Here is an 18,395-nt window from a genome sequence, read left to right on the forward strand (position 1 = left end):
GGAGCCATGGGGTTTACAACGCCTAGCTACTCCTTGACCGACCTATTCGCCCGCGCTGAGCGCGGCGAACTCCAAACTCCGGACTTCCAGCAGACTTACCTGTGGGATGTCGACCGGACCCGGACGCTCCTGTCCGCGGTGCTGCGCGGCTACCCGGTGGGCACGCTGCTGGCGCTGGACACGCGCAACGAACCGATGAGATTCCGGCCGCGACCTCTCCCGGGCGCACCGGAGACGGACGAACAACCGGGACTGCTCTTGCTGGACGGCCAGCAAAGGCTGTCGTCGCTGTACCTGACGCTGCAGGGCGACGGGCGCATCGAGGTGCTCGACTTCCGGGGCAGGAGCATCTTCCGCCGCTTTTTCGTGGATGTGCGCGCGGCTGTCGCGAGTGACCCGATGCCGTCGGAAGCGATTTTCGCGGTTGACGACGACGGAGTGGTGCGCTCCCACTTCGGTCCGGACATCGAGGGCGGCATCACGGACCGCCAGACAATGGTGGACAACTACGTGGTGCCCGTTTCTGCGCTGCTGTGGGAAGAAGGCAACGACCTTCTCTTCGATATGGCGGCGAACACCGATGATCCCGCCGTGCGTGAAGACGTGAAGGAATTCCACCGGCGCGTTCTGCGTCCACTGGCAGCCTACGACGTGCCGATGACTCGTCTTGACCGCGGGACCTCCCAAATCGGTGTCGGCCAAGTCTTCGCCCAGGCCAATTCCACGGGCGTGTCCATGGACGTCTTTGAGCTGCTCACCGCGGTGTTCGCGCTCGAGGACCCTGGCTTCTCCCTCGCGGCGCACTGGGACGAGTGCGAGGCCGTGCTCCGTGCTCACCCAGCTCTCGACGAGATCGACCGTGTCCGCTTCCTGCGCGGTGTGTCCCTTCTAGTCACCAGCACCCATGGGTCGGCCCGGGGACACCGCGGCGACATCCTCAACCTCAGTCTCCACGACTACTTGTGGGCTTCCCGCGATTTGCTCAGCGGCTTCATCCGCGCGGCCGATTTTCTGTCGGACCGGTGCATCTTCTCCGTTGATCAGGTGCCGTATTCCCACCAGCTGGTCCCGCTTGCCGTCATTCTTGCCCGCCTGTCCTGGGAGGAAGGCTGCCTGGAGCAGACAAGTACCTGGGACCGGATCAACCAGTGGTACTGGAACGGTGTGTTCGGCGAGCTCTACGGAGCGCACGCACCGTCGATCCGGGCAGGTTCCGACGTGGATCAGGTCACTCCCTGGGCGAAGGGCGACACCGACGTTGTGCCGAAGACGGTCCAGGACGCCTCCTTCAACGAGTCTCGGCTCATTACCGCCCGCGCTGACTCCGGTGTTTACCGCGGTCTTTTCTCCCTGCTGATGGCGCGCGGTGCCCGCGACTGGCGCACCGGGAAGACGTTCACAGCGGCGACGGCCGCGGAGCTTAGACCGGGGTTCCATCAAGTCTTCCCCGACGGGTTCTGCCGGGTGCACGGTGTGAAGCCAGAGCTCGCCCAGTCAGTGCTCAACCGCACCCCGCTTGGCAAGCGCACCGAGGCTGTGATCGAGGATGCGGATCCGAAGCGTTACTTGTCGCGCCTGCAATCCAAGGCAATCATGGAGGACGAGGAGTTCGATGCCGTCCTGTCCACCCATGAACTTGAGCCGGAGTACCTGTTCACCTCGAACTGGCAGGCGTATTTCATCGACCGCCGCGACCGGATGGTGGGCATCATCGAGTACGCGATGAATAAGCAGGTGGTCCGCGATGTGAACGAGGACGTCAGCGACGTCATCGCGCAGGTCTCTGACCACGAAGGCAGTGGAGACGTGAACGAAGGCGCCGAATGACAGGAGCTGCCCAATTCAAGCAGCTGACTGCAGTTCTCGCGAGCGCCGCGCTTCTGCTCACCGGGTGCACGGGGGAAGGAGTAGAGGAAAAGCCGCAAGAAGACCCGGTCCTGCAGGAAGCGCGCACCGTCAACCAGTCGCGCCATGTGTCGGACCGCTTCGAGGAGCAGCCGGTGGTGATTGACGACCCGGACGGTTTTGCCACCAGCAAGCTTTTCTTCCCGGCATCCGAGGTGCTCATCCTCGCCGACGACACTCCCGCATCGCAGCTCCGTGCGGCATCGCTCGCAGTGGTTGTCCACGCCCCGATGATCATTTATCACAGCGCCCAGCACGCGGAGGTCATCCGTGAGATCGAGCGCATGTCCACACACACCGTCTTTGCGGTGGGGGATGTGCCGGTGCTGGGCTACACGGAGCAGCTTCGGGTGATTAAAGATCCGGGCGGACTTGAGGCTCTGGAGAAGGCGACAGCACTGCGCTTTCAAGAGCGGGAAGTCTCACGGCCCGCAGATGCTGCTGCGGCGGTGGCTGATTTGAAGGAGATGGAACCGACGTGGCTGAATGCCACGTACGGGCCGCCCCAGCATGTCAGTGCCGGTGCAGAATCCGGTGTGGTTCCAGTGCGGTCGCGCCAGGATGCAGAGATGGCTCCGCAGGTCATCGCTCTGCCGTCCACATCCATCGCGTCGATAGCCACGGCTCGGGCGTTCGGCGCAAGCGTTTTCGTGACCGACCAGCCGGATCCGAGGGTGAGCGAGCGCACTCTGGTCCTCACCGCGGGATTATCTGAGAAGCCTTTGGTGGCGCTCGGCCGTTTCGGGACCGCGGAGAAGCTGGCGGAGCGCATCCGCGAGGCGGAAGCGGCGGTCGCGCCGGGCGACTTGGATAATATTTCCTCGCTTCCTCAGATGCCGGATTAAGGTTTAATGAATCAATATCCGCCAACCACTACGCCGTAGGAGATGAGCACCGTGACCGCATCCGTGTCCAACCCCGAAGCCAAGCCCGTTGTCCTCATTGCAGACAAGCTCGCCCAGTCGACCGTCGACGCCTTGGGCGATTCCGTGGAGGTGCGGTGGGTCGACGGCCCCAACCGCGAGGAACTGCTCGCGGCCGTGCCCGAGGCGCAGGCTCTTCTCGTCCGTTCCGCGACGACAGTGGACAGTGAAGTCCTTGAGGCAGCACCGAACCTCCGGATTGTGGGCCGTGCAGGTGTCGGTTTGGACAACGTCGACGTGGACACGGCAACGCAGCGCGGCGTGATGGTCGTCAACGCGCCGACGTCGAATATCCACTCCGCGTGCGAGCATGCAATCGCGCTCCTTTTGTCCACCGCACGCCAGATCCCGGCCGCCGACAAGACTTTGCGCGACGGCGAGTGGAAGCGTTCCGCATTCAAGGGTGTGGAGATCTTCGGCAAGACCGTCGGCATCGTGGGCTTCGGCCACATCGGCCAGCTCTTCGCCCAGCGCCTCGCAGCATTCGAGACCGAGGTCATCGCTTATGACCCGTACGCGAACCCGTCACGCGCCGCACAGCTCGGTGTAGAGCTCGTGGAGCTGGAGGAGCTCGTCTCCCGCGCGGACTTTGTCACCATTCACCTGCCCAAGACCAAAGAGACACAGGGCATGTTCAACGCGGAGCTGCTGGCCAAGGCGAAGGAAGGCCAGATCATCATCAACGCCGCGCGCGGAGGGCTTGTCGACGAGCAGGCGCTTGCAGACGCCATTGTGAACGGCCCCATCCGTGGCGCCGGCTTCGACGTGTACGCCACCGAGCCCTGCACGGATTCTCCGTTGTTCGCTCTCGAGGAGGTTGTGGTGACGCCGCACCTCGGGGCGTCGACAAGCGAGGCGCAGGACCGTGCGGGCACTGATGTCGCTGGTTCTGTGCTGAAGGCGCTGGTGGGCGAGTTCGTGCCCGACGCCGTCAACGTCGTCGGCGGTGCCGTCGGCGAAGAGGTGGCTGTGTGGCTGGAGCTGGCACGCAAGCTCGGCCTTCTCGCGGGCAAGCTGCTTGACGACGCCCCGGTGTCCCTCCGCGTCACCGCCCGCGGCGAGCTGTCCACCGAGGACCCGTCGACGCTGGCTCTGTCGGCTGTGCGCGGCTTGTTCTCCGGCATCGTGGAAGAGCCTGTGACCTTTGTCAACGCCCCGGCGATCGCGGAAGCTCGCGGCCTAGAGGTCGAATCTGGTGTGGCCAACGAGTCCCGCGACCACCGTTCCGCCCTCGAAGTGCAGGTCGTGTCCGCCAACGGCGAGACTGCGACCGTGGAGGGTGCCCTGACCGGCCTGGAGCGCGTGGAGAAGATCGTGCGCATCAACGGCCGTGGCGTGGACATGCGCGCACAGGGCCGCAACCTGTTCCTTTCCTACACCGACAAGCCGGGCGCTCTCGGCCACGTCGGTGCCCAGCTGGGCAACGAGGGCATCAACATCGAGGCTGCCGCCCTCACACAGTCCGCTAAAGGCGACGGTGCTTTCCTCATTCTCCGCGTCGAGTCCGAGGTCCCGCAGGAGCTCGAGGATGCAGTGGCTCAGTCGATCGAGGCCGACTGCATTCAGCTCGACCTCGACTAAATTTCTCCCGCAGTAGGAGTGAGCCCCGGATGAGAACGTCATCTGGGGCTCACTGCATGTCGCCCCCGGGCATGCGCCCCGTCACGATCCGGAAGGCGCGTTGGACGCACCAAGAGGCGAATCCGTTAAGCCGTTGTTGTTAAGCTGAAGCGCATGAAAATTGCGGTGATTGCAGGGGACGGCATTGGTCCCGAAGTAATGGAAGAGGGACTGAAGGTCCTGCGCGCGGTGCGCGACGACGTGGAGCTGACCGAGTACGACCTCGGCGCCCGACGCTATCTGCGCAACGGCGAATTGCTTACGGACGATGACTTGGCCAGCCTTCGCGAGCACGACGCGATCCTGCTCGGGGCCATCGGTGATCCGGAGCGCGTTCCTGCCGGTGTCCTCGAGCGCGGCCTGCTGCTGCCGCTGCGCTTCAAGCTCGATCACTACGTCAACCTGCGCCCGTCGAAGCTGTACCCGACGGCGGTGAGTCCTCTGGCTAACCCGGGCGAGATCGACTTCGTGGTTGTTCGCGAGGGCACCGAGGGACTCTACGCCGGCAACGGCGGAACCCTGCGCCAGGGCACCCCGGCGGAGGTCGCGTGCGAGGTCTCCCAGAACACCCGCTACGGTGTCGAGCGCCTGGTCCGCCACGGTTTCGAGACAGCGATGGCGCGCCGCAAGAAGCTCACCCTCGTGCACAAGACCAACGTGCTGACCAACGCGGGCGCTTTGTGGCAGAACACGGTCAATGATGTCGCGGCCGAGTACCCGGAAGTTGAGGTCGACTACAACCACATCGATGCCGCAACCATTTACATGGTCACCGACCCGAGCCGCTACGACGTGATTGTCACTGACAACCTCTTCGGCGACATTCTCACCGACCTGGCCGGCGCCGTTGCCGGCGGCGTCGGTCTCGCGTGCTCGGGCAACATCGACGCCTCCCGCACCAACCCGTCCATGTTCGAGCCGGTGCACGGTTCCGCCCCAGACATCGCAGGCAAGGGGCTAGCTGACCCGACCGCGATGATTCTTTCCGTCGCGATGATGCTCCGCTGGCTTGACGACGAAACCGGAGCCACCCGCATCGAAGATGCCGTCGCCGCAGATGTCTCCGCCCGGCGCGACACCGATTTCTCTGTCGGCTCTACCTCTGAATCGAATTTCACGCAACAGGTCGGAACACGCATAGCGGAAGCCCTGAAGTAGGGTTCTTCCCATGCGTTTTAGATCCCGGCCCATGACAGTCGCCGCAGTTGCGGTATCCACCTCGATGCTGATTTCCGGGTGCTCGGTTTTCGGCGGGGAGGGGACTGGGAGCTCGGGCTCTGCCGAGAGCTCAATCTCGGCAGAGGACAACAGTTTCGCGGCTTCTCTGGTCAAAGACGGCTCCCAGGTGATCGCCGATCCGGACGGCAGCGGTGCAGAGGTGTCGCAGAAATTCTTCCCCGAATCCGACACCGTTGTCGTCTCAGCTCCCGACAGGGAGAACCGCCTTAAGGCCGCCGCTATCGCGGTGGATCTCGGTGTACCGATGCTGACCAGATTCTCGGCACCTCAAGCAGCCGCGGCTGTCGACGAAGAGATACGGCGTTTAGGCGCGACCCGCGTTATTCACGTGGGTGAGAAAGCGGGTGCGGAGACGGAGCCGGAAGATCTGCAGCTGATTACGGACACCCAACCAGTGACGGCTGAGAAAGATCAGGAAATCACTGCGATTGTGGAACGCGCCCGTAACGCTGGCGGGGCACCGCAGGAGAACGGGAATGTCCCGATTTTCGCCACCGAGCTGACGTCCTTCGCGGCGGCGGCCACAGCGGCGGCATCGAAGCTCCCTGTCACTGTGCTGTCCTACGCTGATCCGAGGGTGACAAAGGAATCGATGGACCAGGTCACGGACAAGAAGGCCCTCGCCTTGGGCCGGCAGTTCGGCAGCACTGAGCGCTTCCGCTCCACCATCGAGCTGGCCAAGAACGGGGAGCTGCCGGGCGGCGGCGGTCTTGTGTTCCCAGGGCGGCGCATGATCGCCACCTACGGTCACCCCTCCGGGCCCGCATTGGGTCAAATGGGGGAGCAGCCCCCTGCTGAGGCGGTCAATGTGGTCAAAGAATGGGCGCGCCAATACCAGGAGCTCACCGATGAGAAGATCATTCCGGCATTCGAGGTAATTGCCACTGTGGCCTCGTCCGAACCCGGCGACGACGGCAACTTCACCAACGAGTCGGATCCCGCGGAGCTGGAACCGTACATCGACGCGATCACAGAAGCTGGCGGGTATGCCGTCATTGATCTGCAGCCGGGGTTGACTACGTTCAAGGAACAGGCAGTACGCTATGAGGAACTGCTCAAGCGCCCTAATGTGGGTCTCGCACTCGATGCCGAATGGAAGTTGCAGCCCGGTCAGCAGCCGGCAGCACAGGTTGGGTCATCGTCCGCCGCTGAAATCAACGAGGCGACGGAATGGTTGGCAAACCTCACGCGCGAAAATGGCCTGCCGCAAAAAGCGCTGATTATTCACCAGTTCCAGTTAGCCATGTTGCCGGATCGGGAGAACATCCAGACATCCGCACCCGAGCTCTCTTTCATCCTGCACGCGGACGGTCACGGTACGGCAGAGCAGAAGTTTGAGACATGGAATGTGATGCGCCAGGACCTTCAGCCGCAATTCTTCATGGCATGGAAGAACTTCATCGACGAGGACATGCCGATGTTCACTCCTGAACAGACGTACAACATGGTGCAGCCGCGTCCGTGGTTCGTGAGCTATCAATAGCGCTATCAATAGACCAGAATTGATCGGCTAACCCTACGCGGTGGGGTAGGCCCGTGGCGTATGCTCGTGGGCATGCGTTTTGGACGAATTGCGACACCTGAGGGAATGACATTCGCGGTCATCGACGACGATGCGACCACCGCGAAGCAGATCAAAGGGACCCCATTCACGGATCCCGAGTACACGGGCAAAGAGTGGGCCCTAGAAGACGTGCGCCTGCTCGCCCCGATGCTTCCCAGTAAGGTAGTTGCAATCGGCCGCAACTACGCCGACCACGTTGCGGAGGTGTTCAAGCAGTCCGCAGAGCACTTGCCGCCGACCCTCTTCCTCAAGCCCCCGACCGCTGTGATCGGGCCGGAAGCACCGATCAAAATCCCGGAGTTTGCCACCCGAGTCGAGTTCGAAGGTGAGCTGGCATTGGTGATCGGCGTTCCGTGCAAGAATGTCAAGGCAGAAGACTGGAAATCTGTCGTGCGCGGAGTGACTATCGTCAACGATGTGTCGTCCCGCGACCTCCAGTTCTCCGACGGACAGTGGGCGCGCGCCAAGGGCATCGACACGTTCTGTCCGCTTGGTCCATGGATTGAGACCGATCTGGACAAATTCGACTTTGATGATCTGCCCATCAAGGCTCACCTGACTCACGAGGGGACCACGGAGACGAAGCAGGACTCCAACTCCAACCAGATGATTTGGAAGCTGGGCACCATCATCGAATTCATCACCTCTGCCTACACCCTGCTGCCGGGGGACGTCATTTGCACCGGTTCACCGGCTGGAACCGCGGAGATGGTTCCGGGCGACACGATCGAGGTGGAGATCGGCGGCATCGGCACACTGAAGAACCCGGTCGAGCGCGCCTAAAATCCGCTTCACCCATCCCCGCCAATTGTGCGCTGCGCGATTACGGCGGGGAGTTTTTTCATTTCCGGGGCACTTAGAAGTACGGTCACAAGCCCAGCGCACGCTGGATGGTGCGCAGCTTAGCGGTGGTTTCCGCCAGTTCCTGCTCTGGGTCGGAGGCTGCGACGAGCCCGCCGCCGGCCCAAGCGCGGGCGAATGTTCCGTCGCCGTCGACTTCGGCGCACCTGATCGAGACCATGTATTCACCGTCGCCGCTGCTGTCGCACCACCCGACGGTTCCCGCGTAGAAGGACCTGTCCGATTCGGCGGTGGTGATCAGGGCTTCCGCGGCGTGCTGCGGAGAGCCGCACACCGCCGGGGTGGGATAGAGGCGTGCGGCAAGGTCGAGCGCGGTCGGTGCAGGGGTGCGCAGCGTGCCTGAAATCGGGGTGGCTAGGTGCCACATCTCGTTCGTTTTGGTCAGCACTGGTCGATCCGGGATGGTGAGCTCCTCGCACAACGGTTCCAGTACGGATCGGATGTGCTCGACCACGTAAGAGTGCTCGTCAAGGTCCTTTGCGGAGTGCGCGAGCGCTTCGCCGGCTGCGGCATCAGCGGCTGGGTCGTCGAAAATGCGTGCTGCTGATCCGGCAAGGGGATAGGAGGAAATTGTCAACCCTCGCCGCTTGATTAGGAGCTCAGGCGAAGAGCCGACCAGCATGTGTCCGGGCTTCCCGGCGGGGGTGAGATCGGCGATGAAGCCGTCGCGGGTGCGGGAGAGGTCGATGAGGCGGGCGGCGACCAGTCGGGCGTCCACAGGCGGATCAAATGCGATGTCCACGGCGCGGGCGAGAACAACTTTGTTCAGCAATGAGTCCTCGATGGTGGCGACGGCAGCCTCAATGCGGCGGAGATGCTCGTGCGGCTCGGGGTCGTATCCGGTGACGTGGGCGGAGAGCTGGGCACCTTCGCCGACCCGGTAATATGCGTGCGGTTCGAGCGGTCCGGGTTCCCGGATGATCGTTTCGGGGACGGTGAGCGCGGCGGGGGCATCCCTGTCGAATGGCAGGGCACCCACAATCATTTCGGTGTCTCCCCGTTCAAGGGCGGTGATGGCATCCCAGGCGTCGATAAAGCTCGTGCGGGAGCCTTGCGTGCGCACGGAGCCGTCCGCGCGTGAGAGCAGGAAGTCTGGCGCGGTATCGGGGCGGTGGGATGACATGTGGACCGATTCTAGTGGGCGGCATGTGGCACTTTGAGGGCGGGGCTTTAGAATCAGAGTGCTCGCTGTTCAGCGGATTTCAGCCGAACGCCAGAAATCTTCGAAGTTCTGTTGAACAACGGATCGCCTGTAACTAATGTTACGCAAGTGACTATTGGGGTCTAACCGGACTGAGACGGCCTCGATTGCTTGCCTCCTCCTTTTCACACTTTTCCCGAAAGGCCGCATATGAAAATCGCCAATACCTGGGGCCGCCGGCTCATGGGTGCCACAGCAGGAATTTTGATGGTCGCCGGCATTGTGGCGGCACCCGCGCAGGCTCAGGGGCTTCCGTCCCCGGAGCAGCTCACCGCAGGCTCCAGCAACGCTGCTGATGCCGCGGCGAAGGCTGCTGCGGACGCAGCGAACAATGCCAACCGCGCGTGGAATGACATGGCCCGCCAAGTCAACGGTGCTATCCCCTCGGGCGTTGGTTCCTCGGTTCCTTATAACCCGATCCCTGCGCCGGCTCAGGCGCCGGCCAAGGCTCCCGCGCCGGCCCCTAAGCCATCTACGGGTCCGTGGCGTGCCACAGCAGGTCAGCCCGTTGCGCCGGGAAATAACGGCGAGATCCGTGTGGGTAACCGCTCCTACCTCATCTGGGTGCCGCGCGGCTACAACCCCTCGCGTCCGACACCAGTCATGGTCGGCTATTCCGCGTACCAGGATTCTGCGGAGAACTTCCGCAACTACTCCCGTCTGCGCGAGTCGAATGTGGGCCGCGACGCGATCATCGTGTACCCGCGTGCCATTGGCGCCTCTTGGGAGGGCTCGCCGACTGCGTCGACCCGTGCGGGCGAGGACATCCGCTTTGTCCGCGCGATGATCAACGACCTGCAGCGCTACTACAACATTGACCGCCGCCGCATCTACGCCACTGGCATGTCCACCGGCGGCGGCATGGCTGCTGTCTCGGCGTGCCACATGGCCGACCTCTTTGCCGGTGTCGCTGGTGTGTCCGGCGCGTACTACTGGCCGGTGAACGCCAATTGCCAGAACATTCCGGTCGCGTTCCTCGCGTACCACGGCACGAACGACACGCTGACCGCCTACAACGGCGGTGTGCGCCGCGGCACCCGTTACCTCGGCGTGCCGGACCTGTTCAGCTCCTACGAGCGCCGCAACGGCTGCAACGTCGGCCACATCACCAAGGCTCCGCTGGGCCACAACGCCACGCGTATCTCCGCAACCGGCTGCAATAAGCCGGTGCAGGCGATCAAGGTTCACGGCTCCAACCACTTCTGGTGGTACGACCCGTCCACGGCGAACGACATGTGGGCAGTCCTATCCCGCGTGAGCAAGTAGCCGCCCGCACGCTACAGTAAGGTGCATGACTGACGCACCTGTACGAGTACGTTTCTGCCCGTCGCCGACCGGAACGCCCCACGTGGGGATGGTCCGGACGGCGCTTTTCAATTGGGCGCAAGCCAGGCACACCGGTGGCACTCTCGTGTTCCGTATTGAGGACACGGATGCCGCCCGCGACTCCGAAGAGTCCTACCAGGCGATCATTGATTCGCTGCAATGGCTGGGCATGGAATGGGACGAAGGTGTGGTCACGGGGGGACCGCACGAGCCGTACCGCCAGTCCCAGCGCATGGACATCTACAAAGACGTCCTGGACAAACTGATCGAGGCGGGCGAGGTCTACCCGGCGTACTCCACGACGGAGGAAGTCAAGGAGCGCCACATCGCCGCCGGCCGCGACCCGCAGCTCGGTTACGACAATTTCGACCGCGACCTCACCGACGAGCAGGTCGCAGCCTTCAAGGCCGAAGGGCGCGAGCCTGTGTGGCGTCTGCGCATGCCGGAGAAGGACTGGAAGTGGCATGACCTCGTGCGCGGCGACATGGAGTTCAAAGCTGCGACCCAGCCGGATTATGTGGTTGCCCGCTCTAACGGCGCGCCGCTGTACACCTTGGTCAACCCGGTCGATGACGCTCTCATGGGCATCACCCACGTGCTGCGCGGCGAGGACCTGCTCTCGTCCACTCCGCGCCAGCTGGCGCTCTACGAGGCGCTGCAGCGCATCGGTGTCACAGACTTCACTCCGGAATTCGGGCACCTGCCGTTCGTGATGGGACAGGGCAACAAGAAGCTCTCCAAGCGCGACCCTGAGTCCAACCTGTTCAACCACCGTGATGCCGGCATCATCCCGGAGGGCATGATCAACTACCTGGCGCTCCTCGGCTGGTCGCTGTCCGCGGACCAGGACATCTTCAGCGTCGACGAATTCGTCCAGGCCTTCGACATCAAGGACGTTCTGGCAAACCCGGCGCGTTTTGACCAGAAGAAGCTCGAGGCGATCAACGCCGATCACATCCGCCTGCTTGAGCCGGAAGACTTCAAGAACCGTCTCCGCGAGTACCTGACCGAATACACGGACTTCCCGGCGGACTACCCGGAGGACAAGTTCGCGGTCGCGGCCGATCTTGTTCAGACGCGTATCAAGATGTTGGGCGACGCGTACGGGTTGCTCAAATTCCTCGTCACTCCGGATGCCGACCTCGTGCTCGACGAGAAGGCGGCCAAGAAGAACCTCAAGCAAGACGCGGTGGAGCCGCTCGATGCGGGCATCGCCGCGCTGGAGAACGTGGGGGAGTGGACCACGGAGAACATTGAGAACGCGCTCAGCGGCGCGCTTATCGACGACTTGGGTCTGAAGCCTCGCAAAGCCTACGGCGCCCTCCGTGTCGCTGTCTCCGGGGAAGCTGTGTCGCCGCCGTTGTTCGAGTCCATGGAGCTGCTGGGGCGGGAGTCGACGCTCGCCCGTCTGCGCTCGGCCCGGCAGCAGACACCGTTCCAGCCAGCTGCGGAGTAGGCGTGTGATGGCGTAATCACACCGGCGTTATTTGGTGGGTCGCTTTTGGCCCTCTGACCTCGTGATTTGGTCACCTATCGTCGGTGTGGTTATAGTTATCGACGTTGTTCAGAGCAGCCGGGACATACACCGGAAGCACTGAGAAACGATGGCCTATGGTGTAATTGGCAACACTACGGTTTCTGGTACCGTCATTCTAGGTTCGAGTCCTGGTAGGCCAGCTGCAGTTCGAAGCAATCAGTGATTGCGGATAGCTGCTGGACAAAATAGTCCTTTGCCCCGTTCGTCTAGCGGCCTAGGACGTCGCCCTCTCACGGCGGTAACACGGGTTCAAATCCCGTACGGGGTACAACACAGGGAACCTCCGGTCAGCTTCACTTTCGAAGCGGGCCGGAGGTTCTTCGCTATCGTGGGTCCCATGTTCAGAGAAGATATGCTCACCGTCTCGCAGTCCAAGACGATCGGCCGCGACGAGTTCACTATCGCGGGTGCGGACGGACACGTGCTCGGCACTGCCCGGCAAACGTTGAAGCTTAGCGACCTGGTGAAGGCGTCCCGCGGCGTTGAGGTGTCTGACGCGGCTGGCAATCCGGCCCTGGTCATCGAGGATCCGGTGAACTTTATCCGCGACACCTATACCGTTCGCCGTGTGGATAGCCAGTCCGGCGCGCAGACGGAACTCGCCCACATCACAAAGCGGTTCTCGTGGATCGGCTCCAAATTCGATGTGGACATCACCGGTTTTCCGCCCGTGAAGATCGAAGGCCAGATCTTTCAGTTGAACTATCAGCTCACGGTGGATGGGCGTCCTCTTGCGCGCGTGGATGCCGAGTACTCGGGCATGGGGCGCGCCTTGATGGGGAAGACCACGTACCGCCTCGTCTTCGAACCAGGACTCGATGAGAATCTTCACGCAGCAGTGATCGGCATTGCCATCGCTTTGGACATGCGGCGGGAGAAGATGCGGGAGTCCTAATCCAGCTTCGTTTCTAAGCGGCCGGGTGCTAGGGAGACGAGCCGGGGCTGTTCACTCGCCGAGCGGTGGTCGCAGGTCGGCGCTACGGTGAGCGCGGTTCGAGAAAGAATTGAGAGCAAACCCCGCCATGCGTATCTCCCGCACTTCTATGTCCCTGGTCGCTGTTTTCGGTGCGGCGGCGCTCACGCTCGCCGGCTGCTCCGAGCCGAGTACCGATGATTCTGCCTCCGGTGAGAACAGCGGAGATTCCGCGGCCCAGTCGGGCGAAAAGACCGTCATCACCGTTTACACCTCGGAGCCGGAGGAGAAGGTCGACGAGATCAACCAAGCGTTCCAGGAGGAGAACCCAGATGTGGAGGTGCAGGTGTACCGCGCAGGCACCGGCGACCTGAAGGCTCGCATTGACGCCGAGAAGTCCTCCGGCAAGGTCGAGGGCGACATCATCTGGGCCGCAGACGCCCCGACCTTCGAGGGACTCAAGTCCGACGAGTTTCTGGCCAAGTTGACGACGTCGACACCGAGGGCGTCCTCGAGGAAGCCGTCGACGACGAGGGTTACTACGTGGGCACCCGCATCATCCCCACGGTGATCGCCTACAACACCGAGGTGATCGACCAGGCTGACGCGCCGGCCTCCTGGGTGGACCTGACGGACGAGAAGTTCATGGACAAAATCGTCATGCCGGACCCTGCAGCGTCCGGTGCGGCCGCGTTCAACGCCACCGTGTGGATGAACGACGAGAAGCTCGGTGAAACGTGGGTCACTGATTTGGGCAAGAACCACCCGATGATCGCCGCGTCGAACGGCCCGACCTCACGGGAGATCGCCGGTGGCGGCCACCCTGTTGGCGTCTTGGTCGACTACCTCGTCCGCGACCTGGCGGCGAAGGGATCCCCGATCAAGGAGGTCTACGCCACTGAAGGTTCGCCCCTACATCACCGAGCCCATCGCGGTGTTCAAGGACTCGGAGAAGAAGTAGCGGCGCAGCGCTACATCAACTTCATTCTTACCGAGAAGGCCCAGAATCCGACGGTGTCGAGTTCCGCGCGCACATGGCGACGGACCCGAAGCCAGCAGTAGGGGACAGAGTCAGCCTGAACGTGAACGCGCCGCTCGTCTATCCCCGTATAACGTGGCTTCCACCAGCCGATTTGGTTCTCGAGCTCGTGTCATTTACTGTTAGCGAGTCGCATTCAAAAGCGAACGCGCCCCGTTCGTCTAGCGGCCTAGGACGTCGCCCTCTCACGGCGGTAACACGGGTTCAAATCCCGTACGGGGTACAAGGCGAAGCGGCCGGCGAATCACATTCACCGGCCGCTTTTTCGCGTGTGGGCCAAATGCTCGTTAGTTGAGTGGGGCACGCCGGGCGGCACCCCCTTCATCGTCCAAGGCGGGCTCGACGCAGCTGACGGGCACCATCAAACTCAATACTCGACGGGGTGCTGCGCCGCTTCGGCCTCGGGTGCTCCGACGTGGTCGACGTCGCGTGGGCCGACAACGGGCCGGGGCGGAAGATGGTGCAGCTGGGGGCGACAAGCTCCGCTCCCTCGAGTTTTCGAGAGGCGGGGACAAGGTCGGCTTCGTGGCGCTCACGGGCGGGGCCGAGCCGTGGTGCGAGGTGCGCGCGTTTACCACCGACCGCGAGGACCCGGTCACCGGGAGCCTCAACGGCACCATCGACCTGTAGGCGCGGCTAGGTCATCATCACCTTGGTCTGCGCAACCGCCTCGTCCATGCGGCCGATCGCGTGGTGCAGCAGGTGGCGCAGCCAGAGGCCGAGAAAGAGGAAGGGCAGCGCGAAGAGGACGAGGATGCCGAGAGCTTGCCAGAAGTCCCAGCCGTAGGTGCCGAAGACCGCGGCGCGCATAGCACGGATCGAGTAGGTCGCGGGCAGCCAGGGGCTGATCGCCTGTGCCCAGCCCGGCAGCAGCTGCAGCGGGTAGGCGCCGCCCGCCGCCGAGACCTGGAGCACCAGGATGAGCACGCCCACGGCCTTGCCGGCGTTGCTCAGGGAGAGCACCAGTGTGTAGCAGATCAGGTGGTAGACCAAGCTCGAGACCCACCCCGCCACGAAGAGGAGGAAGGGGTGCGCGGGCTCGATGCCCACGTAGACGATGAGCCCCGCCATGAGGAGCGTGGATTGGGCCAGGCCGGTGGTCACGAACGTCAGGTAGCGGCCGAAGTACTTCTGGCCCGTGGTGAGGCGGCCGGGATCGACCACGTTCTGTTCGATGGAGCGGTCGTCCGTGCGCACGGCCACTGACGTCAACAGGGCGCCCACCCACAGGGCGAGCACCGTGTAGAGCGGGGCCATGCCGGCGCCGAAACTGACGCGGGGGAAGATCTCCTTGCGCTCCACCTTGACTGGGTCGACGAGGGCGTCGGCGAGCTCCTCCGGGTGGCTGGAGACGAGGTCGGCCAGCTTCGTCAGGTCCCCGCTCGAGCGCGCCTGCGCGATCGACTGCTGCGCCTCCTGCATCCTCGCCGCGTTGGCGCGAAGAGACTCCGCCGTGTCGCGCAGGTCCGCACCGGAGGCTGCGAGGGTGTCGCGCAGCGAGCCGGGTCGGTTGGCCAGGGCAGAGGAGACGCCGTCCATGTCCGAGCGGGCCTTGTCGACGTTCGCCCGGACGTTGTCCAGCGAGCCCGACAGCGCCTCGAGGCGCGGGCGGATCCCGGTGTCGTAGGAATTCTTGGCGGAGTCCATTGCCTCGCGGGCCCGGGCGATCGAGTCCTTGATCTCCTGCCGGTCCGCGTTCTTCCCGTCCCGGTTGCCCTGCCCGGCGGTGAGGCGCGCGGCGGCATCGATGAGTCGGTCGCGCACAGCCGTCTGGCGGGCGATGGCGTCGTTGAGGTCGCCGACCACCGCGTGCACCCCCGGCTGGGCGTCGGGGGGAAGCGCTGGGGCGACTTGGCCGTTGATTGTGTCGCGCAGGGCCGTGTACTGCTTCACCTGGACATCGATGCGCGCGGCGATGTCCGTAAGACTCGCGGCGGTGGCCTGGGAGGTGGCGGAAGAGTCCGCCATCAGCTGGTCGACGCGGTCGCTTACGGCGGCAAAGCTTGCCGACGTCGCCCCCAGCGCCGCCGCAAGCGCCGCGCCGTCTCCGCCGAGGCCCGCCCCGGTGGCCCCGAGGTCGACGGGGCGGACCTGCCCGAGGGAGTCGCCCAGCGCCCCGGAGATCCGCTCGGCGCTGTCGACGAGCGGCACGCTTGACTCGGTGAGCGAGGCGAGCGCGTCCACGGTGCTGGCGCTGGAGAGCAGTTGGTCGCGGGCGCTGGCGGTGCGCGTCTCGATGGAGTCGAGTGCCTGCTTGGTCTCCGCCTCGTTGAAGAAGTCCGAGGCCGTCTCGATCAACCCGAAGGACACCTCGGCGAGGGCCCTAGTGAACGACGCGCTGATCTGGGCGCTGACGCCCTGCGTGCCGTTGGAGATGAGCAGCGGGGAGATGGGGTTCTTCTTCTCGTTGACGTAGAGGTCGATGCGGCTGGGTTCGGCGTTTCCGGCGTAGAAGGTGAACATGTCGTCGCTCAGCGTGGGCGGCAGGACGATGGCGGCGTAGTACTCGCCGGATTTCGCACCCTCGATAGCATCGTCGGCGTCGGTGATGACCCAGTCCATCGAGTCGTCGCGGTAGAGCTGGGAGAGCACCATGTCGCCGACGTTGACGGACAGCGGGGTGAGGTCGCTCGTGTGGCCGCGGTCGGTGCTGGCCACCGCCACCTCGAGGCGCTCCGTGTTGGCGAAGGGGTTCCACGTGGCCAGCACGTTGAACCAGGCGAAGAAGCAGGGGATGGCGATGAGGCCGACCATGACGATGCCCGCCATGACGTTGGTGTAGAGCCGGCGCAGGTCGTTGTAGGCGATGGAGAAGACGGTTCTCACTTGGTGACCTCGCTTTCTGCATCCGCGGGCCCGATGGTGACGCTGGTGCCGGCGGAGTCGTGGCGGTGAATCACGGCATCGCGCAACTCGGCCTCGCCGAGGCGCGAGACCTGTTCGGCGTCGACGAGGCTCTGCGTGAAGTACTCCACCGCGCCGAGGTAGAGGACGACCAGCAGCGACCAGGCGACGACGATGGCCAGCATGATCGTCTTGTCGGTGGGCAGGAGCATGGTGAGCAGGGTGATGATGGCGATGCCGACAATGCCCGCGCCGATCCCGCCGAAGATGAGCGTGCGGTAGTTCTCCCGCAGCATCCGCGCCCGCTTCTCGACACCCCCGCGGAACTCATCCCGGTCCGACAGGGCGGCCATGATGTCGGACGCGCGGTAGGGCGAGCCCATGACCTCCACCTTCTCGTTGGTGATCAGGTTCGTGCGCGCGAGCTGGCGGTTGAACAGGAGGTTGGCGTGCGAGAAGGTGAGTCGGAACAGCCACCCCAGGGCGAAGGCCGCGGCGGACATGGCGAGAAGCGTCGCCAAAAAGCGGAGGTAGTGATGGCCGTAGAACCCGGCGATGGTCTCGCGCATCGCGTCGATGCCGTAGCGGAAGGGGAGGAAGGGGTAGATGCGGCGGAAGAAGCCGGGCATGAGCTCGATGGGGTAGAGGCCTGACGCGCCCGGGATCTGGATGACGACGAGGAAGACGGCGATGCCGCGGCCAATGTGGCCGAGCGCGGAGACGATGGAGTAGATGATCCCCGTGTAGGCGACCCCGATGGCGATTGCGGTGGCGAGGAAGGCGGTGACGGACTGCATCTGCACCCCGAAGGCCACGTTGCCGAGCGTCACCACGACGGCCTGGAGCACCGAGAGCGTGGCGAAGAGGAGGAAGCGACCGAGGTAGGCCTGGCCGACAGTGAGGCGGCGGAAGCCCTCGGTGTCGACCTCGACGCGGAAGATGATCGTCAGCACGAACGCGCCGATCCACAAGGCCAGGTTGGTGAAGAAGGAGGCCATGGAGCTGCCGTAGTTCTCGGTGGGGAAAACGGCCTGCTGCTCGACAGTCACGGGTGAGGAGATGTACTCGCCGATCTTCGCCGAGTTGAGGTTCGTCACCGTGTTGAGGGTCTCCGTGCCGGAGGTGGCCAGGAGAGCGTTGATGTCGGCCTGGGCGGAGCGAACGCCGTCGGCAAGCGTGCCGAGATCGCCCGAGACCTCGTCGAGGATGCCGAGGCTGGCCGCGAGCTGGTTGTCCACCCCGGCGAGCAGGGAGGTTGTCTCCTCACGCAGGGCACGCTGGCTGCTCAGCGCGCCGCGCACGGAGGCAACGCTGCCGGAGGCCTGGGCGAGCGAGGCGTTGATCGCGGGCACGGACTCGCCGAGCTGCGTGCTTGCGGCGTGCGCTGCGGCGTTGGAGGCGGCGGGCGCCGCCTCGGGGGAGG

15 protein-coding genes and 3 tRNA genes are annotated in these 18,395 nt (G+C 64.0%); 15 read left to right on the forward strand and 3 right to left on the reverse strand.

Features of this window, described 5'->3' with window-relative positions; genetic code table 11:
* The first annotated feature begins 6 nt into the window (after positions 1-6).
* The 6 genes from CZ338_RS02445 to CZ338_RS02470 all read left to right on the forward strand — a co-directional run bounded on the left by CZ338_RS02445 (position 7) and on the right by CZ338_RS02470 (position 8,034).
* Entirely contained in the window at positions 7-1,827 is a 1,821-nt protein-coding gene (locus tag CZ338_RS02445; protein ID WP_087116695.1) for a DUF262 domain-containing protein, read from the forward strand.
* A complete protein-coding gene (locus CZ338_RS02450) occupies positions 1,824-2,750 on the forward strand; it encodes a hypothetical protein (RefSeq protein ID WP_087116696.1) in 927 nt (308 codons plus the stop codon). Before CZ338_RS02445 ends, CZ338_RS02450 begins: the two co-directional genes overlap by 4 nt.
* A gap of 42 nt (positions 2,751-2,792) precedes the next feature.
* Positions 2,793-4,409, forward strand: a complete 1,617-nt coding sequence (gene serA / locus CZ338_RS02455; protein ID WP_087116697.1) for a phosphoglycerate dehydrogenase — start codon at positions 2,793-2,795, stop codon at positions 4,407-4,409.
* 153 nt (positions 4,410-4,562) lie between these two features.
* Positions 4,563-5,606, forward strand: a complete 1,044-nt coding sequence (locus CZ338_RS02460) for a 3-isopropylmalate dehydrogenase (RefSeq protein ID WP_087116698.1) — start codon at positions 4,563-4,565, stop codon at positions 5,604-5,606.
* 31 nt (positions 5,607-5,637) lie between these two features.
* Complete coding sequence (locus CZ338_RS02465) at positions 5,638-7,170, forward strand: cell wall-binding repeat-containing protein (protein WP_235839398.1); 1,533 nt, start codon at positions 5,638-5,640, stop codon at positions 7,168-7,170.
* 72 nt (positions 7,171-7,242) lie between these two features.
* The gene (locus CZ338_RS02470; protein WP_087116803.1) at positions 7,243-8,034 is read left to right on the forward strand and encodes a fumarylacetoacetate hydrolase family protein; all 792 of its coding nucleotides are present in this window, start codon (positions 7,243-7,245) and stop codon (positions 8,032-8,034) included.
* An 85-nt stretch (positions 8,035-8,119) separates the two neighbouring features.
* Here the strand turns inward: CZ338_RS02470 and CZ338_RS02475 are convergent, their stop codons facing one another.
* Complete coding sequence (locus CZ338_RS02475) at positions 8,120-9,235, reverse strand: isochorismate synthase (RefSeq protein WP_087116700.1); 1,116 nt, start codon at positions 9,233-9,235, stop codon at positions 8,120-8,122.
* 228 nt (positions 9,236-9,463) lie between these two features.
* Between CZ338_RS02475 and CZ338_RS02480 the strand changes: the two genes are divergently transcribed.
* The 9 genes from CZ338_RS02480 (at position 9,464) to CZ338_RS10775 (ending at position 14,758) form a co-directional block, all read left to right on the forward strand.
* Positions 9,464-10,579: an alpha/beta hydrolase family esterase gene (locus tag CZ338_RS02480; protein ID WP_087116701.1), complete on the forward strand. Its 1,116-nt coding sequence runs from the start codon at positions 9,464-9,466 to the stop codon at positions 10,577-10,579.
* A 25-nt stretch (positions 10,580-10,604) separates the two neighbouring features.
* On the forward strand, positions 10,605-12,095 hold the full coding sequence (gene gltX, locus CZ338_RS02485; RefSeq protein WP_087116702.1) for a glutamate--tRNA ligase: 1,491 nt from the start codon (positions 10,605-10,607) through the stop codon (positions 12,093-12,095).
* A 149-nt stretch (positions 12,096-12,244) separates the two neighbouring features.
* A tRNA-Gln gene (locus tag CZ338_RS02490) sits at positions 12,245-12,316 on the forward strand.
* Positions 12,317-12,371: 55 nt separating this feature from the next.
* Positions 12,372-12,444: transfer RNA gene (locus CZ338_RS02495), tRNA-Glu, on the forward strand.
* A 69-nt stretch (positions 12,445-12,513) separates the two neighbouring features.
* Positions 12,514-13,071: an LURP-one-related/scramblase family protein gene (locus tag CZ338_RS02500; protein WP_143341236.1), complete on the forward strand. Its 558-nt coding sequence runs from the start codon at positions 12,514-12,516 to the stop codon at positions 13,069-13,071.
* A gap of 127 nt (positions 13,072-13,198) precedes the next feature.
* Positions 13,199-13,660, forward strand: coding sequence for an extracellular solute-binding protein (locus CZ338_RS11210; RefSeq protein ID WP_087116704.1), 462 nt, complete (start codon positions 13,199-13,201; stop codon positions 13,658-13,660).
* Complete coding sequence (locus CZ338_RS11215) at positions 13,633-14,151, forward strand: ABC transporter substrate-binding protein (RefSeq protein WP_268875419.1); 519 nt, start codon at positions 13,633-13,635, stop codon at positions 14,149-14,151. The genes CZ338_RS11210 and CZ338_RS11215 overlap by 28 nt, the downstream gene beginning before the upstream one ends.
* A 127-nt stretch (positions 14,152-14,278) precedes the next feature.
* Positions 14,279-14,351 (forward strand) — tRNA-Glu (locus CZ338_RS02515).
* A gap of 206 nt (positions 14,352-14,557) precedes the next feature.
* Complete coding sequence (locus CZ338_RS10775; RefSeq protein ID WP_143341237.1) at positions 14,558-14,758, forward strand: hypothetical protein; 201 nt, start codon at positions 14,558-14,560, stop codon at positions 14,756-14,758.
* A 6-nt stretch (positions 14,759-14,764) separates the two neighbouring features.
* Here CZ338_RS10775 and CZ338_RS02520 read toward each other — a convergent pair whose 3' ends face one another.
* Both CZ338_RS02520 and CZ338_RS10890 read right to left on the reverse strand, forming a co-directional pair.
* Positions 14,765-16,954, reverse strand: coding sequence for a YhgE/Pip domain-containing protein (locus CZ338_RS02520; protein WP_087116706.1), 2,190 nt, complete (start codon positions 16,952-16,954; stop codon positions 14,765-14,767).
* A partial coding sequence (locus CZ338_RS10890) for a YhgE/Pip family protein (RefSeq protein WP_162287290.1) occupies positions 16,951-18,395 on the reverse strand: 1,445 nt, incomplete at its 5' end. The genes CZ338_RS10890 and CZ338_RS02520, both read right to left, overlap by 4 nt.

The organism is Corynebacterium urinipleomorphum, assembly GCF_900155535.1.
GTDB lineage: Bacteria > Actinomycetota > Actinomycetes > Mycobacteriales > Mycobacteriaceae > Corynebacterium > Corynebacterium urinipleomorphum.